Here is a 22,226-nt window from a genome sequence, read left to right on the forward strand (position 1 = left end):
ATGGATACACTATCCGGTTCAATCAATCATCACCCGGCCCATTTGCATACGGGACATCTGAAGCGGCTTGAAGCCGAGTCCATTTATATTATTCGGGAAGTCTATGCACAAAGCCGCTCACCGGCCTTGCTGTTTTCCGGCGGTAAGGATTCGGTGGTCATGCTGCATCTTGCCCGCAAGGCGTTTCGTCTGGGCAAGCGGCCGTCTACCCTGCCGTTTTCGCTGGTTCATATCGATACCGGTCACAACTATCCGGAAGTCATCCGCTTTCGCGATGAGCTGGTTGCCGAGCATGGATTCAAGCTGGTCGTAGGGCACGTAGAAGATTCGATCCGCAAGGGTACTGTCAAGCTGCGTCGTGAGACGGATTCGCGCAATGCCGCGCAGGCCGTGACGCTACTGGAGACCATCGAGGAACACGGCTTTGACGCGCTCATGGGAGGCGCAAGACGCGACGAAGAAAAAGCGCGGGCCAAGGAACGGATTTTTTCTTTCCGCGATGAGTTCGGCCAATGGGATCCCAAAGCGCAGCGTCCGGAGTTGTGGGAACTGTATAACGCCCGCGTTCATCCGGGCGAGCAGATTCGCGTGTTTCCCATCTCGAACTGGACTGAACTGGATATCTGGCAATATATTGAGCAGGAGAACCTGGCGCTTCCCGAGATTTATTATGCCCACGACCGTGAGATCGTGCGTCGCAACGATCTGCTGGTGCCGGTGACCTCCCTGACGCCAAAGCAGGAGTCGGAGCAAAGTGAAATTGTCAGCGTTCGCTTCAGAACCGTTGGCGATATCAGTTGCACCTGCCCGGTAGCCAGCACGGCCGCAACGCCGGCAGATATTATCCGGGAAACGGCTATCGCCGAGATCACCGAAAGAGGGGCCACGCGCATGGATGATCAGCTGAGCGAAGCCTCCATGGAAAAACGCAAAAAAGAAGGCTACTTCTAAATAGCCAGGAACTAATATATATGACAACTGAAAATACAAACGGACTGTTGCGCTTCATTACGGCTGGCTCGGTCGACGATGGGAAAAGCACCTTAATCGGACGGCTGCTGTTTGACAGCAAAGCGGTGCTGAGTGATCAGCTGCTGGCCGTACGCAATGCCAAACACAAGCGCACGGTGGGCGAACAGATTGACCTGTCGCTGCTGACCGACGGGCTGGAAGCGGAGCGGGAACAGGGCATTACCATCGATGTTGCCTATCGCTATTTTTCGACGGCGAAACGCAAGTTCATTATTGCCGATACCCCCGGACACGAACAATACACGCGCAATATGGTTACCGGTGCATCTACCGCCGATGCGGCAGTGGTGTTGATTGATCCGGTGCGTGCGCTGGATGAGCAGGGTAACGTGACATTGCTGGCGCAAACCCGCAGGCATAGCGCCTTGTTGCGTTTGCTTGGCATCCGCCATATCGTGGTCGCCGTTAACAAGATGGATCTGATCGGCTTTGATCAGCAGCGTTTCCAGAACATTTGTGACGCGTATGCGCAACTGGCTACGCAACTGGGTCTGGCCGATGTGCGCTATATTCCCGTGTCTGCGCTGGGCGGTGATAACGTGGTAACGGGCAGCGAACACATGCCCTGGTATCAGGGCCAGCCCCTGCTGTCGATTCTGGAGTCGCTTGAACTGGCTCAGCCCGGTGAGAATGATCCTGCCGCGCTGCGGTTTCCGGTGCAACTGGTTGTGCGCCAGGATGGCAGTCAGGCGGATGACTTTCGCGGTTATATGGGCAAAATCGCAGGTGGTCAGCTCTCTGTTGGCCAGGAAGTGCGGGTATTGCCGGGCAACCAGACCGGTATCGTCAAGGAAATCCTGGGGCCTGACGGTGAACTTTCCACTGCGGTCACGGGTGATGTGCTGACCATCAGCCTGGATCGGGATATTGATGTGTCGCGTGGCGATATTTTTGTTGCCGCAGAGGCACAGGTTGAAGCGAAACGGGATATTCAGGCTGATGTGTGCTGGTTTGATGCCGACCCGCTGGAGCTGAAACGCAAGTATCTGTTGCGTCATACCTTTGCCAGCATCCCGGTCAGGATTAACCGGATCAACAAAGTACTGGACGTAAAAACACTGCTGAACGAAACCAGTAGTGATCAATTGCGCCTGAATGATATTGGTGAAGTTCAGCTCACGTTGCAGAAACCACTGGTGAGTGACAGCTATGAGCAGAACGCGGTTACCGGTTCCTTTATTCTGATTGATGAGGTAAGTAATAATACCGTTGCCGCTGGTATTATTAAGGCGGCTGCGTAATCGGTGGTATTCTTTTGTCGCGATGAGCGGCGCCTGCACGGCTTATGAATGATGCATCCAGCTAATGGATGCATCGACATGTTACCGGTGGGGCCCGGCTGAAAAGGATGCATCGACATGCTACCAGTGGGGCCGGGCTGAAAATCCGGTAACAGGCAGATCTATGTCACCTGTCGCACCATCCGAGCAGGGAAGTTGGTTTTATTTGAGCAGCACCTTCAGGCCTTGAGCTGCAAAGCCAGGCCTGGAAGGTGCTTTTTTTGCGGGTGTGCGTCGGCTGCTTAAGCCGCAGCCGATGTATTGTTGCGGGTGAAGACGGCCATTTTGCGGGGTTTGACATAAACCGTGTCGCCAGGATTCAGCCCAAGCAACCGGTAGCGTTCGCGCGTCATCACCACTTCAATCGGGTCGGGTGAGCCTGTACGCGCCAGTTCCAGCCGTACAACCGGGCCAATGGCATGCACATGCTCGATGGTTCCGCGGTCCAGGGCATTGCTGGCGTCCTGTGTAAGTTCAATGTCGTGTGGGCGGATATAGGCAGTCACCTCGTCATCGCTGCTTCCATGAATATTGCCTGGAGCCAGGGGCTGTACATAATCACCGCGGGTGAACTGCTCATCCTGGATGCGACCGTGAAACAGGTTAACGTCGCCCAGAAACTGGGTCACAAACGCACTGGCAGGATGTTCATAGATTTCATCGGGCGTGCCCACTTGCTCTATCTGCCCATGATTCATGACAACAACGCGATCGGACACTTCCAGCGCCTCTTCCTGATCATGGGTCACGAAAATACTGGTCAGATGGATCTCGTCATGCAATTGCCGGAGCCAGCGGCGCAAATCCTTGCGTACCCGGGCGTCCAGCGCACCAAAGGGTTCGTCCAGCAACAGCACTTGCGGTTCGACGGCCAGCGAGCGAGCCAGTGCGATCCGCTGTCGCTGTCCACCGGATAACTGGCTGGGATAGGCGTCGGCCAGCCAGTCCAGCTGCACCATTTTCAGCAGGCGATGTACCTTATCGTGGATTTGCGCTTTCGATGGCCGGACGCGTCGTGGCTTGACGTTCAGGCCGAAAGCAATGTTATCGAATACGGTCATGTGGCGGAAAAGCGCGTAATGCTGAAAAACAAAACCGATACCGCGCTCGGTCACATGCTTGTTGGTGGCATCGGTGCCTTCAAACAGCAACTGGCCTGAATCGGGCTGCTCCAGTCCGGCCACGATTTTGAGCAGTGTGGTTTTGCCGCAGCCCGAGGGGCCGAGCAGCGCCAATAATTCTCCGCTCTGGATCTGCAGGCTGATGTCGGCCAGTGCAGTAAAGTCACCGAATGTTTTTGTGACATGACGAACTTCAATGCTCACAATAAATTCCTTGTTCTGTGTACGGCCGCAATGGCCGTTGCATGTTGAGTAACCAGGTAGCAATGGGGTGGGTTGATACCCTCTGCGTTTGCTGCCTTATGTTGCACTGATAGCGTTCGCAGTGCTGATCTTGCTTTGTGCAACAGTCTGCGCCAGACTACCGCTGCGCCGTTGCGATTGTTGATGCGCACGGTGCTGGCGCCACTCAATAATCGATTTAAGAATCAATGTCACGATGGCCAGCATGGCCAGTACAGACGCACATACAAATGCACCCGCAATATTGAATTCGTTATACAGAATCTCTACGTGCAGGGGAATGGTGTTGGTTATACCGCGTATATGCCCGGAAATCACACTGACTGCACCAAACTCACCCATGGCCCGGGCATTGGTCAGGATCACGCCATACAGCAGGCCCCATTTGATGTTCGGCAGGGTAACGTGCCAGAACGTCTGCAGGGTACCAGCGCCCAGTACCAGGGCGGCCTGTTCTTCGTCTGCGCCCTGAGCCTGCATCAGTGGAATGAGTTCACGCGCCACGAATGGGAAAGTAACGAAGGTGGTGGCCAGCACAATGCCAGGCACGGCAAAAATGATTTTCAGATCATGCGCGTCCAGCCACACGCCCAGTGCGGTCTGGTTGCCAAACAGCAATAGATACATCAGGCCGGCAACAACCGGCGAGACCGAGAAGGGCAGATCGATCAGGGTGATCAGAAAGCTTTTGCCGCGAAAATTGAAGCGGGCGATGGCCCAGGCCGCCGCCACACCGAAAACCACATTCAGGGGGACGGCAATGGCGGCGGTGAGCAGCGTCAGGGAAATGGCTGAGAGGGCATCCGATTCGCTCAATGTGTCTACGTAAAATGCCCAGCCCCGGCTGAATGCTTCGGTAAACACCAGGAACATGGGCAGGGCGATAAACAGCAGAATGAATACAAGTGCAATAGCCGTCAGCAGAAAACGGATCCAGGGTTTTTCAGTTCGGCGAAAAGGGGTGTTCATCGTGCTGCCTTCAGTTCATGCCACTGCGTTTATTATTCCAGCGCTGTATCAGATTGATCAGCAGCAGGACCAGAAAGGAAATCATCAGCATCAGTACCGCCAGCGCGGTAGCACCGATGTAGTCTGATTGTTCCAGCTTGGCGGTAATCAGCAGCGGTGTGATTTCCGACACCATGGGAATGTTGCCCGCGATAAAAATCACCGAGCCGTACTCGCCGGCAGCCCGGGCAAACGCCATGGCGGCGCCGGTGAGCAGGGCAGGAGCAATGGCCGGAAAGATGACCTTGGCAAATATTTGCCAGCGATTGGCGCCAAGACACGTAGCCGCGTCTTCCAGTTCCACCTCCAGATCCTCCAGTACCGGCTGGATGGTGCGAACGATAAAAGGCAGACTGATAAAAATCAGTGCTATGACGATACCGTTAGGCGTATAGGCGATCCGCATGTTCAGCGGGGCGAACAGGGCACCGATCGGGCCGGTGGGCTCAAACAGGCTACCCAGCAAGCCGTTGGGCGCATACAGGGTGGTCAGTGCAATCCCGGCAACTGCAGTGGGCAGTGCAAACGGCAAATCGATAAAGGCATCGACGATTTTTTTTCCGGGGAAGTCGTATCGGACCAATACCCAGGCGGTGATCAGACCGAAGACGACATTGATCAACACGGCGATCAGTGACGCGCCGAAGGTCACATACAGCGAGCGAATCACCCGATCGTCGAGAATGGTTTTCAAAAAGCCGTCGATGCCCGCCTGGGCCGCCCAGCCAAACAGGACGGCGAACGGAATCAGTACGACCAGACTGAGCCAGAAAAGCGTAATGCCCAGCGTGACTCCAAAGCCGGGCAGAACCGAATATTGTTTTTTAAGCAGTGTCATTACGGTACGTCAATAGAAAATACCATTATTTCTTCAGGTAAATCTGATCAAAAATCGCGCCGTCGGCAAAATGTTTCTTGTTGACGTCATCCCAGCCGCCCAGATCGGCAATCGAGACCGTTTTAAGTGGCGGGAACAGCTTGGCTGCCTCGTCTGCCAGGCTTTTATCGGTGGGACGGTAGAAATTTTTGATCGCGATGCGCTGTGCTTCCGGCGTATACAGGAAATTCAGATACGCAGTAGCCACGTCACGGGTACCACGCTTATCGACCACTTTGTCGACAACGGCCACCGGAGGTTCAGCCAATACCGACAGAGATGGCACGACAATATCAAACTGGCCCTTGCCTAGTTCCTTTTGCGATAAAAAGGCTTCGTTTTCCCAGGCCAGCAGCACGTCGCCAATCTGGCGCTGTACGAAAGTCAGGGTTGAGCCGCGCGCACCCGAGTCCAGTACCGGCACATGGCCATACAGGTCTTTCAGATATTGTTTTGCCGATTCCTCGGAGCCGCCCGGCTGGGCTTTGGCCCAGGCATACGCGGCCAGATAGTTCCAGCGGGCGCCACCCGAGGTTTTGGGGTTTGGGGTGATGACCTGGACGTCTGGCTTGATCAGGTCGCTCCAGTCGTGGATGCCTTTGGGGTTACCCTTGCGGACCAGAAATACAATGGTCGAGGTGAAGGGCGTACTATTGTGTGGAAATTTGGTTTCCCAGTCTGCGTTGATCCGCTTGCTCTTGCGGGCGATATTATTGATGTCGATGGCCAGGGCAAGGGTAACGACATCGGCATCCAGACCGTTGTCAACCGAACGTGCCTGCGAGCCGGAGCCGCCATGCGATTGTTTGATGGTCAGCGTATCGCCGGTTTTGTCTTTCCATTGCTTGGCAAAAATGCCATCAATTTCCTGATACAGTTCGCGGGTAGGGTCGTAGGACACGTTAAGCAGGGTGACGTCCTTGGCATGTGCCGCAGACAGAACCGTAGTGAGCGAAAGCGCGGCGATTGAAATGCTGCGAAAAAGGGTAGAAAGTGAAGTCATGTGCGGCCTGTATCTGTCAAAATTGGAAGGGAACAATTTATTGCAAGTGGGTTCAGTGTAGAGAACCCGGGCGCCAGCACGAACGATTAAATTCTGATAATGATATGCAAATGAACAATATAAAAGGCGGTTGGGTAAAACTGAGGATATATACCCGGGCCGGCAAGATCGGCTCCATGCGTGGTTTTATTTCGTTTGTGATGGAAAAAACGGAATAAAAAAACCAAGCCCGCAATGGCGGGCTTGGAAGATAGAGTTATAAGTTTATAAACTGCTGTGCTATTGTCAGTGTTGCACGGCAATGGCGTCGCGCCATATGGATGTTACACATCCAGCAACTCTTCGGGGTCTTTCTCTCGATGCTGTTCAACGCTGACCTGGCCAATTCGCCGACCATCCAGTGCCACGACCTTGAACACGGTTTTTATATGGCCCTGTTCCAGTTCGAATACGTCGCCGGGTTCGGCCAGCCGGTCAAACTGTCGCAGCAGATAGCCGGCAAGCGTGGCCGTTTCTTCGTTGTCGTCGTATAGGCCGTCTATGTTCAGAATTTGTTCCAGATGACGCAGATCGGCTGCGCCGTCGATCATCCAGCGACCCTCGCCCAGCTCCACGATATCGGGTGTTTCATCCTCGTCGGGAAATTCACCGGCGATGGCTTCGAAAACGTCCATCGGAGTGACCAGACCTTCAATGGCGCCGAATTCGTCGCTGATGACGACCAGCTGGCCGCGGCTTTCCTTGAGTGTCTGGATCAGCGTCAGGATGTTGATGGATTCGGGCACCACCAGTGGTTTGCGCAGCTTTTTGACATTAATCCGGCCGTCGGTGAGAATATCGGCAACCAGGTCGCGAGCCCGGCCCACCCCGATAATTTCATCCAGCGCTCCGCGGCAGATCGGAAAGAAAGTATGCGGCGTGTTGATGATTTCGTCGCGGATTTTGTCGATGTCGTCTTCGATATTGATCCATGAAATATCCGCACGCGGCGTCATGATCGAATGAATGCTGCGGTCGGCAAGCGTAAGGACGCCGCTCACCATATAGCGCTCTTCATCTTCAAAAACCACTGGAAGTTCGGCCTCCTGGCTGGGGTTTTCCAGATGCGCTTCGTCGGGGGGGCGTTTACCCAGCATGCGCAGAATCCCCTCGGCGGTGCGTTCTCGCATGGGGCGGGTCGCCTCGGTGCGTTTGAGGCTGTGGCGTGCGATCTGGTTGAAGATTTCGATCATGACCGAAAAGCCGATGGCCGCATACAGATAGCCTTTGGGTACTTTGAAGCCGAAGCCCTCGGCCAGTAGCGAAAAGCCGATCATGAGCAGAAAGCCCAGACACAGTACGACCACTGTTGGATGCTGGTTGACGAAATTGGTGAGCGGTTTGGAGGCAACCAGCATAACCCCCATGGCGATAATGACGGCGGCAAACATGACCGGCAGATGATCGACCATACCGACAGCGGTGATAATGGAGTCCAGCGAAAAGATGGCATCCAGGACAATAATCTGGGTCACAATCACGCCGAAGCTGGCATAAACGCGCGGTCCGGTAGACGCTTTGGTCTTGCCTTCAAGCCGTTCATGCAGTTCGAGCGTTCCTTTGAACAGCAGAAAAAAACCACCGGCAATCAGGATCAGATCCCGGCCCGAGAACGATAGCGCGTATATGGAAAACAGCGGTTCCGTCAGTTTGATCAGCCAGGACATGACCGACAGCAACATGAGCCGCATGATCAGGGCCAGGGCTAGTCCGGTAATGCGAGCTTTGTCACGCTGCTTTGGGGGGAGTTTGTCTACGAGAATGGCAATAAAGACAAGGTTGTCTATGCCCAGCACCAACTCCAGAACAATCAGTGTAATCAAGCCTACCCATATGTTTGGGTCAAGCAACAGCTCCATTAAGGACTCCAGTTATTGAGATCATCAAATAGTAGCAGATAAATCCATTGGTTTTCAGAGCCTTGCGGGCGCAATAATTATTACATTTATGCACGCCCCAATTGACAGCATCCCCGCCAGTTAAGGTAAAGTGACTCTTTTTTGCAGCGTGCCGCGCCCGATGGCGAGTTACGCCGCGTAGTAATCAGGATTCAGGAGTGTGAATGGACTGGGGTCAGGAATTAAGAAATAGTGCCTTCTGGCTTATACAGGCCTATGTGATTTCATTTGCGGCCATCGTGGTGGCGGGCTGGCTGCTGACGCGCTATACCCACTGGGGGCGACAGTTCTGGAAGCTGGCTGGCGACTATTTCAATCCGCGGCGCTCGGTACGCCCCATTGTCATGTTCAGCGTTATTCTGCTGCTCAGCCTGTCGGGCGTGCGCGTCAGTGTGCTGTTTTCCAACTGGTACAACAGCATGTATACGGCGCTGCAAAAGCTGGATGAAACCAATTTCTGGATACAGATGGGTGTTTTTACCATTCTGGCCGGTATTCATATTGTCCGCTCCCTGGTCACGTTCTACCTGCAGCAGGCCTTTACGATCAACTGGCGTGAATCGCTTAACGACGTCTTTCTGGGCAAATGGCTGTCGCGCACCAGCTATTACCGTTCCCATTACCTCAGTACTCCGGCAGATAACCCGGACCAGCGGATTCAGCAGGATATCAGCAGCTTTGTCACGGTGTCGCTGGACCTGTGCCTGGGTGTGGTCAGTTCTCTGGTCTCTGCGGTTGCATTTACCATTATCTTGTGGACGCTGTCCGGCGACCTTACGCTGGCAGGGGTCACCATTCCGCGCGGCATGGTGTTTGCCCTGTTTATTTATATTCTGATTGCCACGGTGTTTGCATTCCGCATTGGCCGGCCCCTGATTCTGCTGAATTTTCTTGACGAAAAGTTCAACGCTGACTACCGGTATTCGCTGGTACGCGTGCGGGAGTATGCCGAAAGCATCGCTTTCTACCGAGGCGAGAAAATTGAAATGGGCAAACTGATGAGCCGTTTCCGGCAAATTATCAGCAATGTCTGGGCGATTGTGCATCGGAGCGTTAAATTTCAGGGGTTCAACTTCTTTGTCTCGCAGACAGCCGTTATTTTTCCCTTTATTATTCAGGCGCCGCGGTTTTTCTCCGAGCAGATCACGCTGGGCGCCATGACGCAGAGCGCGCAGGCGTTTGGCACCCTGCATGACAACCTGTCGTTCTTCCGCAATGCGTACGATACGTTTGCGGGCTACCGCGCCACATTGAATCGTCTGCACGGCTTTCTTACCAATATTGAAAACGCCGACGCCTTGCCCCTGCCCGACGTTCGCCAGGATGGCGACAAAGTTCTGCTGGAGAATGTGAGTATTCGCACGCCACTGGGTCAGGAGCTCGTTAACGACGTGTCCCTGAACGTGGAAAAAGGCCAGTCCTGGCTGCTGCAGGGGCCTTCGGGTTCGGGTAAAACAACGATTCTGCGAGCAGTTGCCGGCCTGTGGCCGTATTCCAGTGGCACGATCGTACGGCCCGAAGACGACATTTTATTCCTGTCGCAAAAACCGTATGTTCCCGAGGGCTCACTGCTTGAGGCGCTTTATTATCCGCATGCCGTGCCGGCAGACGGCCTGGAAAAAGGGCGACAGGCCCTGCTGGATGTACATCTGGCCCACCTGCAGCCACGTATAGAGGAAACCGTCAGCTGGTCACATACCTTGTCGCTGGGTGAACAGCAGCGGGTCGCCTTTGCCCGCCTGCTGCTGGCAAATCCATCGGCCGCGTTCATCGATGAGGCTACCTCGGCCATGGACGAAGGCCTGGAAGACGCCATGTATCGCCTGATACATCAGCGCCTGCCCGATTTGAAACTGATCAGTGTCGGCCACCGCAGTACGCTGATCCCGCAACATTCGCATTTATTGCATCTGAATGGTGACGGAACCTGGTATTCGCGGCCCATCGATACGCCGCCGGCACCGGTTTCAGCCTGATTGACGGAGTGATCATGGAACCTACACAGGCAGATACGTCACCGAATGCGAACCAGGCGGGTGCGACGCAGTTACGGGTCGACAGCTGGGAAGCGCTCAGGGAAGATGCAACGATCGTGCGATACGAAGTATTTGTGATTGAGCAAAAGGTGCCGCCGGAGCTGGAAATGGACGAGATGGATGGAGTATGCATTCATGCCGTCGCCTATGACGCGCAGCACAAGCCGATCGCGACCGGCCGGCTGCTGCCTGACGGTCATATCGGCCGGATGGCCGTGCGCAAGCGCGCCAGAGGCACGGGCATTGGCGGGCTGGTGTTGCAGCGGCTGATTCAGGCTGCGCGCACGCGTGGCGATACCGAGGTTGTGCTGAGCGCTCAGGTGCATGCCCTGGGGTTTTATGCGCGTTATGGGTTTGTGGCCGAAGGCGAGGTTTATATGGATGCCGGTATTGCCCACCGCACGATGAGTCTGTCGCTGGTCTGAGCGGATTATTTTGCTGGCGCAGCAAGTGCCGGTTGCCTTGCCTGAACGGGGGCAGGGTACCGGCAAGCTTCTCTCAGGCACCCAGCATGGGTGTAAACCATGACCAGGGGCTGTGCCTGATGGCAGCGCCCATGATATACGCGAAGGTCAGCACGGCCAGTGTCGCGAATATGGCTTTTTGCCCGGCGGTACGCGCACGCTTGATTGCCATGGTACCCAGGACGATATACAGCACCAGCCCGATCAGCTTGGCCACAATGAATGTCTGCATGCCGATGAAAGACAGCAGGTACAGGCCACAGGCCAGCAGTAGCGTATCAATGACGTGCGGGGCGATGCGTACAAAGGGGCGTGCAAGCAGGCTGGATCCTGAGATCGACCACCCGGCGCGTAAAATAAAAAAGAGCAGACTCAAAACGGCGAGGGTCATGTGAGTATGTTTGACCATCAAATACCCGGACATATGGCAGCTTCCTGTTAAATACCTGAATTGCAGCAGATAATTGAAGTAATAGGTTGGCACTGAAGGACATCTTGTGCCCGCCAGGCGTTCCCGTAAATAGTGCTGCGCTCATTTTACCTTGTATGGGTACAATTTCCGGTATAGTTGCAGCGCTGGCCTGTTCGTATTCTATCCCGTCAGGCGGGCATGACAGAACAGGGGTAGCAGGTGTTGAACATGGAAGTAGAGCTGGGCTGGAACGTATTTCTCATTCTGTTTTTTGTGGCCATGCTGGCCGGTTTTGTAGATGCACTGGCCGGTGGCGGCGGGCTGATTGTGATTCCGGTCATGATGCTGATGGGGTTTCCGGTGCTCAATGTGCTGGCAACCAATAAACTGCAGGGTAGCATTGGCACGCTTACCTCGTCGCTCACCATGATGCGTCGTGGCGTGATTCAATTTCGTGAGTTGCGCGTGCCCGCACTCATGTCCTTTGTCGGTGCCTGCCTGGGCACGGTGCTGATCCAGCTGATCGACCCGAGCGTACTGGATTTTCTGATCCCGCTGGTTCTGCTGGCCATTGGCTTGTATTTTCTGCTTACCCCTTCTGCCGGGCAGACTGAAAGGGCGGCGCGTATCAGCGCCAAACCATTTGAGTTTGGCGTGGTGCCGGCGATTGGTTTTTATGATGGTTTCTTCGGTCCGGGCACCGGTTCTTTCTTTTCTCTGGCCAATATCACGCTGCGCGGTATGCATATTGTCAAAGCCTCGGGCGCGGCGCGGTTGTTCAACTTCGCCAGCAATGTCGCCTCGGTCGCCGTGTTTGTTGTGGGCGGACAGGTGTTGTGGCTGGTTGGCGCCGTGATGATCTGCGGCCAGATTATCGGCTCGGTATCAGGCTCGGTCATGGCTGTTAAGCATGGTTCGCGACTGATCCGGCCGCTGATTGTGGTGGTTTGTTTTGCCATGGTCATTCGTTTTCTGTTGCAGCGTTTCTGGGCCTGATGCGGCTGAGTCCGGAAACGCAGTGATGCTTTTGTCTTATCGTCCGGCGCTCTGTATTTGTACAATGATGGCAGATTAATGTAATAGAATGGTGATAACCTGAAGCCCGGAGTCCCGCGCGGGCCGGTGTGCAACTCATCCAATTTTAAAGAAATTACGCATGGCAACGAGAAAAAAATCAGCTAATACCCAGCAGTCGTCGCTGCCGCTGCATGAACCTGGTCAAGCCTACGATCCCGATGTCCCTTCCCGGGAAAATATTCTCAGCCTGCTGCGCGGCGCCGATAAACCGCAGTCTCTGCAGCAGCTGATCAATCATTTCAATCTCACCCGGCAGGGTGGTGTAGACGGGCTGGAAAAACGCCTGGCCGCCATGCTGCGCGATGGTCAGCTGGATAATACGCCGCAGGGCTGGCAGATTACGACAAAGCCCAAGGATTATGTGATCGGGCGTGTGCAGGGGCATCGTGATGGTTTTGGCTTTCTGATTCCGGAAGATGGCGGTCAGGATCTGTTTCTGTCGCCGCGGGAAATGCTGAAGGTATTGCATGGCGACCGGGTACAGGTTAAGCCCACCGGAGAATATCGCGGCAAGCCCGAAGGCACGATTGTTGAAGTGCTGGAACGCAGTACTAACCGGCTGGTAGGGCGGCTGCTGCAGGAGCAGGGCATATACGTGGTGGCGCCCGAAGACCAGCGTATCAAGCACGATATTCTGGTGCCGGCGTCGGATCTGGGCGGCGCTCAGCACGGGCAGGTGGTCACGGTTGAAATCGTGCAACAGCCCACCCGTCATACGCAGCCGCTGGGGCGCATTATCGAAGTGCTTGGTGAGATAGATGACCCGGGCATGGAAATTGAAATTGCGGTGCGCAAATTCGATGTGCCTGTGGGGTTTTCCGAGGCAACGCTGGCACAGGCCGATGCCCTGCCCGAAACCGTGGTACAGCGGGATCTGAGCGGTCGTGTTGATCTGCGTGACGTGCCTTTTATTACCATTGACGGCGAAGACGCCCGTGACTTTGACGATGCCGTGTACTGCGAGCCGGTTAATATCGGTACCGAACAGCGGCGGCGCAAGGGATGGCGCCTGCTGGTCGCCATTGCCGACGTCAGTCATTATGTGCGTCCGGAAGACGCGATTGACACCGATGCGCTGGCGCGTGGCACCAGCGTGTATTTTCCGCGGCGGGTGATTCCCATGCTGCCCGAGAAACTGTCCAACGGACTGTGCTCACTCAACCCGCAAGTTGACCGCCTGGTGCTGGTATGCGATATGGTGATTCCTGCTACCGGCGCCAAAGCAGGCACGGTGACAGCCTACCAGTTCTATAACGCGGTGATTCATTCGCATGAGCGTACCACCTATACCCAGATCTGGACGGCCCTGCAGCAAATTGACGGACCTACTGCGCGTGCTCTGAAGCATGTGCTGCCGCATATCCAGGACCTGTACACGCTCTATCAATTGCTGGATGGCACGCGCAAGAAGCGCGGTGCAATGGATTTTGACACGATCGAAACCAAAATTATCAGCAATGAACTGGGCAAGATAGAGCAGATTGTTCCGCATGTACGGAATGATGCACACAAACTCATTGAAGAATGCATGCTCGCCGCCAACACCTGCGCGGCTGAATTCGTCAAGGCCAACAAGCGCCTGAGCCTGTATCGTGTTCATGAAGGCCCGACACCGGAAAAACTGAAAAACCTGCGCGAGTACCTGCGCACGCTCGGCCTGTCTCTGGCCGGGGGCGATGAGCCCAGCGGCAAGGATTACGCTGCGCTGCTTGATTCGGCACGGGCACGTCCGGATTTCCAGATCATCCAGACCATGGCCTTGCGCTCCATGCAGCAGGCGATCTATAGTCCCGATGATTCAGGCCACTTCGGCCTGGCCTATCCCAGCTATACGCATTTCACATCGCCCATCCGGCGCTATCCGGATTTGCTGACCCACCGTGTCATCAAGGCCATTCTGGCCAAGCGCGCTTATGTTCCCGAAACGGCGGGCGTAGCCTGGGTCGAAGGTGAGTCGCGCCAGCAGCATGAACACGCTTTGTGGGAGAAACTGGGGGTTGTACTGTCGGCCTACGAACGTCGTGCCGACGATGCCTCACGTGATGTCGAAGCCTGGCTCAAATGCTGGTTCGTACGCGAGCATGTGGGTGAAGTCTTCAGCGGCAAGGTCACCGGTGTGACCTCTTTTGGCCTGTTCATTACGCTCGATACGCTTTATGTTGAAGGGCTGGTGCATGTGTCAGAGCTTGGAACCGATTACTTCCAGTTCAATGAAAGTCTCAATGAGTTGCGCGGTGAGCGCACGGGCAAGAAATATCGTCTGACCGACAGTGTGCAGGTGCAGGTCACGCGCGTGGACCTGGAGGCGCGACGCATTGAGTTTGCCCTGGTCAAAGGCATCACCTATGATTCGCTGCGCAAGCAGGCGCAGCGCCAGGATGCGCCGCCGCGCCCACCCAAACGGGCCGCCAAGCCCAAACCGGCAGGCATCAAAAGCCGCGGGCAGCAGGCCCTGGAACGCCGGGCAACGGCAATAAAAGCCGGCAAAAAGGCTGCACAGTCGGCCGGCAAGAAAGCATCCCGCCGCCGCTGATCCATTACGAATCAGCGAGCAGGCCGTCAGAAGCCCGATGCGTGTATCCTCAGGATCAGCGTATCGGGTGGTAAATATATTGAGTTCAGGAACCTATTATGTCTAGCCGTCAGATCCTGGCAGGATTTCATGCCGTGACTGCAAGAATGCGTCACGCATCAGATTCCATCCGGGAAATTTATATTGAAGCCTCGCGCAGTGACAAGCGCATGCAAAGCCTGGTTGACCTGGCCAAACAACATGAAATCAAGGTGATTCCCGTTGCCCCGGACCGGCTCGACGGGTTGGCCAGGGGCGTGCGTCATCAGGGCGTGGTGGCAGTGGCCGATCCCAAGCAATTGGCCGTCACGGTTGACGATGTTCTTGATGTCATTACCGAACCGGCCCATCTGCTGATTCTGGATGGCGTGACCGACCCGCATAATCTGGGTGCCTGCCTACGGACTGCGGACGCGGCGGGCGTACACGCCGTGATTGCCCCCAAGGATCGTGCGGTGGGTCTGAACGCAACGGTGCAGCGGGTTGCCTGCGGCGCGGCCGATACGGTGCCCTATATCATGGTGACCAATCTGGCCAGAACCATGCGCGCGTTGAAGGAGCGGGATATCTGGCTGATTGGTACCGATGATGAGGCCACCAGCGATATGCATGAAGTGGATGCGAAAGCTGCGGTGGCCTGGGTGATGGGCGCCGAAGGCGAGGGCCTCAGAAGGCTGACGCGGGAAACCTGCGATCAGCTGGTCCGCATTCCGATGCTGGGATCGGTCGAAAGCCTGAACGTAAGCGTAGCCAGTGCGGTCTGTATGTTTGAAACAGTTCGTCAGAGAAAGTAATTTTTATCAGAGATGCATATGAAGGAAAAACAGCTGACCACAACAGTGCTGCACGCCGACCGGCGTGACCGCATAGAACATGGTGCCATCCACAAGCCCATCCATGTCTCGACCGAATACGCCTATGATGATGCGCGTGAACTGGCCGCCGTATTTCAGGGCAAGCCAGGCTATACCTATGCCCGACAGGGCACGCCGACTACGGCAGCGCTGGAAAATAAAATCTCCTTGCTGGAGCAGGGTAAGGGAACCGTTACCTTTGCGACGGGCATGGCGGCGCTCAGCGCCATCTTTCTGACGTTGCTGCGCAAGGGTGATCACCTCATCTCAAGTAGTTACATTTTCGGCAACACCAATAGTTTGCTGGGTACGCTGACACAGTTTGGCATCGATATCACGTTTGTGGATCCGTCCGATGCTGCCGCGGTCAGTGCGGCTATCCGGCCGGAAACCCGTATGGTGTTTGTCGAAACGATTGCCAATCCGGGAACCCAGATTGCAGACCTGGAGCAGATCGGCTTACTGTGTCGTGAGCGTCAGCTGGTCTATGTGGTGGACAACACACTGACGTCACCGTGTCTGCTCAAAGGCCGCGATGTGCATGCATCCCTGGTCATGAATTCCCTTTCAAAATATATTTGCGGTCATGGCAATGCGCTGGGCGGATCTGTTACCAACACCGGCCTGTATGACTGGTCGACCTATGCAAATATCTACGACGATTATAAAAAAGGCAGCCCGGATAGCTGGGGGCTGACTCAGATCAAAAAGAAAGGGCTGCGCGATATGGGTGGCACTCTGTCTGCAGAGGCCGGACACAAAATCGCTGTTGGCGCCGAAACGCTTGCCCTGCGTATGAATCAGGCGTGCTCCAACGCCTTTGCACTGGCCCGCTTTCTTGAATCTCATCCAGGGATTGCCAGCGTGCGTTATCCCGGGCTTGCCGGGCATCCGCAACATGAGCTGGCCACGAGGCTGTTTGGCGGCCGTTACGGCGCGCTGCTCGGCGTTGAATTGATTGATGGTATTGACTGTTTTGATTTTCTTAATACGCTGGACGTTGTTATACTTGCGACGCATTTGGGGGATTCACGAACCCTTGCGCTGCCGGTGGCACATACCATTTACTATGAAATGGGTGCGCAGCGGCGGGCGCAAATGGGGATCGGCGATAACCTGCTGCGTATCTCCGTTGGCATTGAAGATGAAGCGGATCTGATCAATGATTTTGCTCAGGCGCTTGATCGCTGCATGGGGAAATAGATCAGGCAAAATCTGATTTTCGCACCGGTCCGGGGTGTATGAAAAAAAACACAATATTTTGTTTTTGATTGAAATTTGTTAAAAAGCTAATAAATATGCGGCTGTTGCTTGGTTTTTTTCTTGACAGCCATTGATTTAGAGGCGATTATATTCCGGATGAATTAACCATCATAATTTTTTTACTTGGGGTTGTCTGAATGAACAAAACAGAACTCGTTGAATACATCGCTACCAAAGCAGATATCTCTAAAGCTGCTGCTGGCCGCTCTCTTGACGCTGTGATCGCTGCTGTTAAACAACAGCTGAAAAAAGGCGGTACGGTGACACTGGTTGGTTTCGGTACATTTGCCGTTTCTACACGCGCTGCTCGTACTGGTCGTAACCCACGCACTGGTGAAGCTATCAAAATCAAGAAAGCCAAGGTGCCTAAATTCCGTCCTGGTAAAGCTCTGAAAGACGCTGTTAACTAATTCATCGTCGAGAGCGAGTCGCCGCTGTTTAAGACAGCAGGTTGATCTCAAATACAAAAAGCCGGTTGCTTGAAAAAGCAGTCGGCTTTTTGTATGGTACGCCCAGCATGGGCGTACTCCTGCGGGTGCGAGTCCCGCCGCGAGTTGGTCACAACGAGCGAAGTGAAGCGCAACTGCGTGAGGGTGACCGAGCGTGGGAAGGAAGCGTGAAGCGTAAATCGCGAGCCGATGGACAAGAACTGCATAGAAGGCGCTGCCAAGCAGGGCGAGCGGGCCATAAACCGCAAAGCTCTCGTGACCAAGGCGAAGTGGCGTAGATGCAGCGGTTGTGCGATGAAGGAGTGCGTTCTTATCTGGGGAAGCCTCGCCTTGATCCTGAAAGGGTAACGGTGTCGAACCGGAGCGAGGACTCAGCAGAGGTCATAGTAGTCGTGGTAGCCGAATCGGGGAGGTTCGGAGTCGAAGCGACGAAGGACCGAACGAGAAGGAGTATTACTCGACATGTCGATACAACTTGTAGTGCCTCAGATGACTGCCCCAGCGGAGCGGACGGGTGTAGTTGGCGGTGAAGCCGCCGGTGATCCTGTCAGCGAGGAAACAAGGAGTCCGCGATATGGCAATGAGGATACGGGGTCAGCGCTGCTGCAAGCGGCGCTGACAAGAGAGAACCTGCAAGCCGCGTTCAAGCGGGTGCGAGCCAATAAAGGAGCAGCCGGGGTGGATGGTCTGGACATTGATCAGACTGCCCACCACCTGGTGAGCGCCTGGCCTGCCATCCGGGAGGCGTTGCTGACAGGTAAGTACCGGCCCAGCCCGGTACGACGGGTAATGATACCCAAGCCTGACGGTAGCCAGCGCGAGCTGGGTATTCCGACGGTAACGGATCGCCTGATCCAGCAAGCACTACTGCAAGTGCTGCAACCCATCCTTGACCCCACCTTCAGCGAACACAGCTACGGCTTCAGACCGGGCAGGCGGGCGCATGATGCGGTGCTTGCCGCTCAGTCGTATGTGCAGTCCGGCCGCCGTATCGTGGTGGACGTGGATCTGGAGAAGTTCTTCGACCGGGTCAACCACGACATCCTGATTAATCGCTTACAGAAACGCATTGCTGATGCCGGCGTGATCCGGCTGATCCGTGCGTATCTGAATAGCGGCATTATGGATAGCGGTGTGGTGATCGAGCGGCACGAGGGCACGCCGCAAGGCGGACCGCTCTCGCCGTTGCTGGCCAACGTGATGCTCGATGAGGTGGACAAGGAGCTGGAACGCAGGGGTCATTGCTTCGTTCGCTACGCTGACGATTGCAACGTCTACGTTCGCAGTCGCCGTGCCGGTGAACGGGTAATGAACCTGCTGCGACAGTTATACGCTAGACTACGCCTGAAGGTCAATGAAACCAAAAGCGCGGTTGCCAGTGTATTTACGGGTCGCAAATTCCTGGGTTACAGCTTCTGGATGGCCCCCAAGGGCGTGGTCAAGCGCCGAGTGGCGACCAAGGCCGTGATGGCGTTCAAGCAACGCGTGCGACAATTGACGCGCCGCTTGGGCGGACGCAGTATGCAGGATGTGGTGGACAGGTTGCGTGCCTACATGCTGGGTTGGAAGGGCTACTTCCGGCTGGCGCAATCCCAAAAACTCTGGCAAACACTGGAGGAATGGATACGTCACCGGTTACGGGCAATCCAGCTCAAACAGTGGAAACGCGGTAAAACGATGTTCCGTGAGCTACGCACTCTAGGTGCTAGTGTGACAGTAGCACACCGCGTGGCGGCCAACAGCCGTCGCTGGTGGCGCAACAGTGGCAAGCTGCTCAATAGTGTGCTGACGATCGCGTGGTTCGATAACCTGGGTCTGCCTCGTCTCTCATGACCTCAACTTCTCGAACCGCCCGGTGCGGACCCGCATGCCGGGTGGTGTGGCAGGGGTGCAGTCTGATGACTGCCCCCTATGCCGATGGCGCTGTTGAACTGGTATGAGCTGGTATGGAGCTCGCCGAGATCGATCTGCATTATGTTGTTTGAAATACTGTTTTGTTTGTCTGACGCCAGCGTGCACCTTATGGGAGCGCATCGGTGTTGTTCAGAAAACGATTGTTTACAAATAAAGGCCTTTATTATTTTCTGCAGACTCAAGTATTATCTTGACTGGCCTTAAGTGGTTGTGTTGCCACGAATTGCTTCGGTCACTATCCAACTTCTATAAACATTTAATTGGGGAACATGATGGCTGCAGGAAGTCTGTTGGCGTTGCTGGATGATATTGCAACTGTGTTGGATGACGTGGCGCTCATGAGCAAGACCGCCATTAAGGGATCGGCTGCGACGTTCGATGATGTTGCCGTGCTGGGCAAGACAGCCATGAAAAAAACATCGGGTGTGCTGGGTGATGACCTGGCGCTGAACGCGCAGCAGGTTACGGGCGTGAATCCCGATAGGGAGCTGCCGGTGGTGTGGGCGGTGGCCAAAGGGTCGCTGCTCAATAAGGTGATTCTGGTGCCGGCCGCCTTGCTGATCAGCTATTTTATTCCGTGGCTGATTCTGCCGCTGCTGATGCTCGGGGGGGCCTTCCTGTCATTCGAGGGCGCAGAGAAGGTGATTCATACCTTCTTTCACAAGGGCGAGACAAAGCCTGCAAAGCAGGGCGTGCCGATAGACGAAAGGGCAAAAATCAGCGGCGCGATTCGTACCGACTTTATTCTCTCTGCAGAAATTATCGTCATTGCGCTGGGTGTGGTGTCCAGTGAACCGATTCTTACCCAGGTCATTATTCTGAGCGTCATTGCGCTACTGATTACGATCTTTGTCTATGGACTGGTTGCCGGCATTGTCAAACTGGACGATCTGGGATTGTATTTGCTGCGGCAGCAGAGCAATATGGCTAAAACGATCGGAAGGGGTATTCTCTGGCTGGCGCCGTATTTAATGAAGTTGTTGTCTATCGTTGGTACTATCGCGATGTTTCTGGTTGGCGGCAGCATCATTTTGCATGGTATTCCAGGCGCTGAACACTGGTTCGAGTCGATACTGCCAGGACATGGCGCCGGCCTGCTGGATGCCGTTCTTACTTTAATCGCGCACTTTGTGGTTGGTCTGGTGGTGGGGCTGGTGATTGTTGCGGTTATGTCACTTTTTCACAAAAAAGAACAGGAAGCGTAAAAAGTACTTGCGTCCTCTGACAAACCTCTCTATAATTTAATGCTTAGTTGATCGACGGGTGCTTAGCTCAGTTGGTAGAGCGGCGCCCTTACAAGGCGTAGGTCACAGGTTCGACCCCTGTAGCACCCACCAATCCGAAGATCAATAATCAATCAAGGGCTCACGAGTTTATCGTCAGCTCTTTTTTGTTTTTTGGCTACTGCTTTTGCCGCTTTGGGTTTGTTGTTTGGATTTGGGCTCTACGCCATAAACAGGAGATGGGTACTCACCAAACCAAACTCCGTTAATCACGCCATTCGGCTCTACGCCATAAACGGGGGATGGGCATTCACCAAATTCTGTTAATCACTCCATTCCAACCGCATTGTGCCAGTACTCGCAAGCGGTAATTCTCAACATTCCTTGATCCAAACGCACTGCAAAAGCGCCGCATGCCTGCGCCTGTCGTTCACTTGTGACGTCAGGGCTTGCGGCGTGCTCAAACTCTTAGACCTGATCGAACCAGCTTTTGAGCAGTTGCACTGACTCGGCATCACCGCTTTGTGTATCGGGTCCCTGAATGTCCAGGATGGCATCCTGATCCACCGCGAACGACTGGTTGGCTATTTCCTCGGCACGGACCATAAAGGCATCCCGGGCGGTGCCGGGTTTGGCGACAGCGTCCAGAAATGTGTTGAGCGATTCGCGGCCATGTTCATTCAGCTTGTACATACGTCAATCCTTCAGATAGATGCAATAAGGTATATGCAGTCTACCATCAACAGGGATTGGATCAGCCCGCTGTTACGTTCTTTTGCAGGATGCTAAGCAGCGAGGCGGCGACGTTTTTCAGATCGTGGCTGCGTGGTGCAACTTCCAGCTCGAAACGTTCGGCTTTGCGCAGATGACGGCGCAACTGTTGCAAAAATTCGATATCAAATATGTAGGCAGCAGAGCCCGGGCTGTATTGCACGGCGCAATCCTGAGGATTGACATAGCAGTTGCCGGTGGGGTCGATATGCGAGGCCTGGGTGCTATCCACAATGATTTTGACTGCGTTGCCAGCAGTGGCAGCGACCGTGGATGGGGAAGACGATGGAGATGGGGCAGAAATACTCATTGAGCGCTCCTGTTTAGCTGGTTTGACCGGATGTCGGGGCAGCAAGTTGGATTAAATTCCCCCATACAGATCTTCTGTCTGACGATCTGTAACGGATTTATATTATTGCAGCCGTATCCGGCTGTCAACCCGTTCGGCCGCCATCGTTAAAATTACCAGCGTAGAAATGCCGGGATGATAAAGGCGTACCGACAGGATAAGATAGAGGCTGTCGGGTTCATCACTGTCGGGTTCATCACTGTCGGGTTTATCACCGTCGGGTTTATCACCGTCGGCTATTCCGTTGTCGGATTCTCCACATATCCGGCTGCTGGCTCCGGGCCTCTGCTGAATCCATTTACCGTAGGCGTGGTGCCAGGGCATTCGCCGTGGCCACGCCG

At 54.8% G+C, this 22,226-nt stretch carries 20 protein-coding genes and 1 tRNA gene; 12 read left to right on the top strand and 9 right to left on the bottom strand.

The features are described 5' to 3' along the window. Entirely contained in the window at nt 1-951 is a 951-nt protein-coding gene (gene cysD / locus MIM_RS08165) for a sulfate adenylyltransferase subunit CysD (RefSeq protein WP_025372266.1), read from the top strand. Between the two features lie 20 nt (nt 952-971). Then, nucleotides 972-2,273, top strand: coding sequence for a sulfate adenylyltransferase subunit 1 (locus MIM_RS08170; RefSeq protein ID WP_025372267.1), 1,302 nt, complete (start codon nt 972-974; stop codon nt 2,271-2,273). A gap of 281 nt (nt 2,274-2,554) precedes the next feature. On the opposite strand, the gene MIM_RS08175 is transcribed toward MIM_RS08170, so the two are convergent. The 5 genes from MIM_RS08175 to MIM_RS08195 form a co-directional block, all read right to left on the bottom strand. Beyond that, complete coding sequence (locus MIM_RS08175) at nt 2,555-3,637, bottom strand: sulfate/molybdate ABC transporter ATP-binding protein (RefSeq protein ID WP_025372268.1); 1,083 nt, start codon at nt 3,635-3,637, stop codon at nt 2,555-2,557. A 96-nt stretch (nt 3,638-3,733) separates the two neighbouring features. Beyond that, nucleotides 3,734-4,645, bottom strand: a complete 912-nt coding sequence (cysW, locus tag MIM_RS08180; RefSeq protein WP_025372269.1) for a sulfate ABC transporter permease subunit CysW — start codon at nt 4,643-4,645, stop codon at nt 3,734-3,736. 10 nt (nt 4,646-4,655) lie between these two features. Next, entirely contained in the window at nt 4,656-5,522 is an 867-nt protein-coding gene (cysT, locus tag MIM_RS08185) for a sulfate ABC transporter permease subunit CysT (protein ID WP_025372270.1), read from the bottom strand. Between the two features lie 25 nt (nt 5,523-5,547). After that, nucleotides 5,548-6,564, bottom strand: a complete 1,017-nt coding sequence (locus MIM_RS08190) for a sulfate ABC transporter substrate-binding protein (protein ID WP_025372271.1) — start codon at nt 6,562-6,564, stop codon at nt 5,548-5,550. A gap of 323 nt (nt 6,565-6,887) precedes the next feature. Next, nucleotides 6,888-8,462 (bottom strand): TerC family protein, encoded by a 1,575-nt coding sequence (locus tag MIM_RS08195; protein WP_025372272.1) that lies wholly within the window; start codon nt 8,460-8,462, stop codon nt 6,888-6,890. Nucleotides 8,463-8,665: 203 nt separating this feature from the next. Between MIM_RS08195 and MIM_RS08200 the strand changes: the two genes are divergently transcribed. Together MIM_RS08200 and MIM_RS08205 are read left to right on the top strand one after the other, a co-directional pair. Then, nucleotides 8,666-10,477: an ABC transporter ATP-binding protein/permease gene (locus tag MIM_RS08200; protein WP_025372273.1), complete on the top strand. Its 1,812-nt coding sequence runs from the start codon at nt 8,666-8,668 to the stop codon at nt 10,475-10,477. 14 nt (nt 10,478-10,491) lie between these two features. After that, nucleotides 10,492-10,962, top strand: a complete 471-nt coding sequence (locus MIM_RS08205; RefSeq protein WP_025372274.1) for a GNAT family N-acetyltransferase — start codon at nt 10,492-10,494, stop codon at nt 10,960-10,962. 73 nt (nt 10,963-11,035) lie between these two features. On the opposite strand, the gene MIM_RS08210 is transcribed toward MIM_RS08205, so the two are convergent. Further along, nucleotides 11,036-11,425 (bottom strand): SirB2 family protein, encoded by a 390-nt coding sequence (locus MIM_RS08210; protein ID WP_025372275.1) that lies wholly within the window; start codon nt 11,423-11,425, stop codon nt 11,036-11,038. 216 nt (nt 11,426-11,641) lie between these two features. On the opposite strand from MIM_RS08210, the gene MIM_RS08215 reads away from it, so the two are divergent. From MIM_RS08215 to MIM_RS08255, 8 genes are all read left to right on the top strand, one after another. Then, nucleotides 11,642-12,409 (top strand): TSUP family transporter, encoded by a 768-nt coding sequence (locus tag MIM_RS08215; protein ID WP_025372276.1) that lies wholly within the window; start codon nt 11,642-11,644, stop codon nt 12,407-12,409. Between the two features lie 160 nt (nt 12,410-12,569). Beyond that, nucleotides 12,570-15,023 carry a ribonuclease R gene (gene rnr, locus MIM_RS08220; protein WP_025372277.1) on the top strand — a complete coding sequence of 818 codons (2,454 nt, stop codon included), beginning with the start codon at nt 12,570-12,572 and terminating at the stop codon, nt 15,021-15,023. Between the two features lie 98 nt (nt 15,024-15,121). Beyond that, complete coding sequence (gene rlmB, locus MIM_RS08225; RefSeq protein WP_025372278.1) at nt 15,122-15,856, top strand: 23S rRNA (guanosine(2251)-2'-O)-methyltransferase RlmB; 735 nt, start codon at nt 15,122-15,124, stop codon at nt 15,854-15,856. Between the two features lie 18 nt (nt 15,857-15,874). Then, entirely contained in the window at nt 15,875-17,119 is a 1,245-nt protein-coding gene (locus MIM_RS08230; protein ID WP_025372279.1) for a cystathionine gamma-synthase family protein, read from the top strand. A 197-nt stretch (nt 17,120-17,316) separates the two neighbouring features. After that, complete coding sequence (locus tag MIM_RS08235; RefSeq protein ID WP_014751147.1) at nt 17,317-17,589, top strand: HU family DNA-binding protein; 273 nt, start codon at nt 17,317-17,319, stop codon at nt 17,587-17,589. Between the two features lie 501 nt (nt 17,590-18,090). Further along, entirely contained in the window at nt 18,091-19,461 is a 1,371-nt protein-coding gene (gene ltrA, locus MIM_RS08245; RefSeq protein ID WP_025371806.1) for a group II intron reverse transcriptase/maturase, read from the top strand. A 353-nt stretch (nt 19,462-19,814) separates the two neighbouring features. Beyond that, a complete protein-coding gene (locus MIM_RS08250; RefSeq protein WP_025372280.1) occupies nt 19,815-20,747 on the top strand; it encodes a DUF808 domain-containing protein in 933 nt (310 codons plus the stop codon). A 56-nt stretch (nt 20,748-20,803) separates the two neighbouring features. Next, a tRNA-Val gene (locus MIM_RS08255) sits at nt 20,804-20,879 on the top strand. 354 nt (nt 20,880-21,233) lie between these two features. Here the strand turns inward: MIM_RS08255 and MIM_RS08260 are convergent. The 3 genes from MIM_RS08260 to MIM_RS08270 all read right to left on the bottom strand — a co-directional run bounded on the left by MIM_RS08260 (nt 21,234) and on the right by MIM_RS08270 (nt 22,209). Further along, the gene (locus tag MIM_RS08260) at nt 21,234-21,458 is read right to left on the bottom strand and encodes a hypothetical protein (protein ID WP_025372281.1); all 225 of its coding nucleotides are present in this window, start codon (nt 21,456-21,458) and stop codon (nt 21,234-21,236) included. 61 nt (nt 21,459-21,519) lie between these two features. Beyond that, nucleotides 21,520-21,846, bottom strand: a complete 327-nt coding sequence (locus MIM_RS08265) for a hypothetical protein (protein WP_025372282.1) — start codon at nt 21,844-21,846, stop codon at nt 21,520-21,522. A gap of 102 nt (nt 21,847-21,948) precedes the next feature. Continuing rightward, complete coding sequence (locus tag MIM_RS08270) at nt 21,949-22,209, bottom strand: hypothetical protein (RefSeq protein ID WP_025372283.1); 261 nt, start codon at nt 22,207-22,209, stop codon at nt 21,949-21,951. Nucleotides 22,210-22,226 lie beyond the last annotated feature (17 nt).

The sequence above is a fragment of the Advenella mimigardefordensis DPN7 genome, assembly GCF_000521505.1.
Lineage (GTDB): Bacteria > Pseudomonadota > Gammaproteobacteria > Burkholderiales > Burkholderiaceae_B > Advenella > Advenella mimigardefordensis.

What these genes read in the sequence shown, in the direction of transcription:
- cysD (WP_025372266.1), top strand. Translation starts at nt 1, where the DNA reads ATGGATACACTATCCGGTTCAATCAATCATCACCCGGCCCATTTGCAT.
- MIM_RS08170 (WP_025372267.1), top strand. Translation starts at nt 972, where the DNA reads ATGACAACTGAAAATACAAACGGACTGTTGCGCTTCATTACGGCTGGC.
- cysW (WP_025372269.1), bottom strand. Translation starts at nt 4,645, where the DNA reads ATGAACACCCCTTTTCGCCGAACTGAAAAACCCTGGATCCGTTTTCTG.
- cysT (WP_025372270.1), bottom strand. Translation starts at nt 5,522, where the DNA reads ATGACACTGCTTAAAAAACAATATTCGGTTCTGCCCGGCTTTGGAGTC.
- MIM_RS08190 (WP_025372271.1), bottom strand. Translation starts at nt 6,564, where the DNA reads ATGACTTCACTTTCTACCCTTTTTCGCAGCATTTCAATCGCCGCGCTT.
- MIM_RS08195 (WP_025372272.1), bottom strand. Translation starts at nt 8,462, where the DNA reads ATGGAGCTGTTGCTTGACCCAAACATATGGGTAGGCTTGATTACACTG.
- MIM_RS08200 (WP_025372273.1), top strand. Translation starts at nt 8,666, where the DNA reads ATGGACTGGGGTCAGGAATTAAGAAATAGTGCCTTCTGGCTTATACAG.
- MIM_RS08205 (WP_025372274.1), top strand. Translation starts at nt 10,492, where the DNA reads ATGGAACCTACACAGGCAGATACGTCACCGAATGCGAACCAGGCGGGT.
- MIM_RS08210 (WP_025372275.1), bottom strand. Translation starts at nt 11,425, where the DNA reads ATGTCCGGGTATTTGATGGTCAAACATACTCACATGACCCTCGCCGTT.
- MIM_RS08215 (WP_025372276.1), top strand. Translation starts at nt 11,642, where the DNA reads ATGGAAGTAGAGCTGGGCTGGAACGTATTTCTCATTCTGTTTTTTGTG.
- rnr (WP_025372277.1), top strand. Translation starts at nt 12,570, where the DNA reads ATGGCAACGAGAAAAAAATCAGCTAATACCCAGCAGTCGTCGCTGCCG.
- rlmB (WP_025372278.1), top strand. Translation starts at nt 15,122, where the DNA reads ATGTCTAGCCGTCAGATCCTGGCAGGATTTCATGCCGTGACTGCAAGA.
- MIM_RS08230 (WP_025372279.1), top strand. Translation starts at nt 15,875, where the DNA reads ATGAAGGAAAAACAGCTGACCACAACAGTGCTGCACGCCGACCGGCGT.
- MIM_RS08235 (WP_014751147.1), top strand. Translation starts at nt 17,317, where the DNA reads ATGAACAAAACAGAACTCGTTGAATACATCGCTACCAAAGCAGATATC.
- ltrA (WP_025371806.1), top strand. Translation starts at nt 18,091, where the DNA reads ATGTCGATACAACTTGTAGTGCCTCAGATGACTGCCCCAGCGGAGCGG.
- MIM_RS08250 (WP_025372280.1), top strand. Translation starts at nt 19,815, where the DNA reads ATGGCTGCAGGAAGTCTGTTGGCGTTGCTGGATGATATTGCAACTGTG.
- MIM_RS08260 (WP_025372281.1), bottom strand. Translation starts at nt 21,458, where the DNA reads ATGTACAAGCTGAATGAACATGGCCGCGAATCGCTCAACACATTTCTG.
- MIM_RS08265 (WP_025372282.1), bottom strand. Translation starts at nt 21,846, where the DNA reads ATGAGTATTTCTGCCCCATCTCCATCGTCTTCCCCATCCACGGTCGCT.
- MIM_RS08270 (WP_025372283.1), bottom strand. Translation starts at nt 22,209, where the DNA reads ATGCCCTGGCACCACGCCTACGGTAAATGGATTCAGCAGAGGCCCGGA.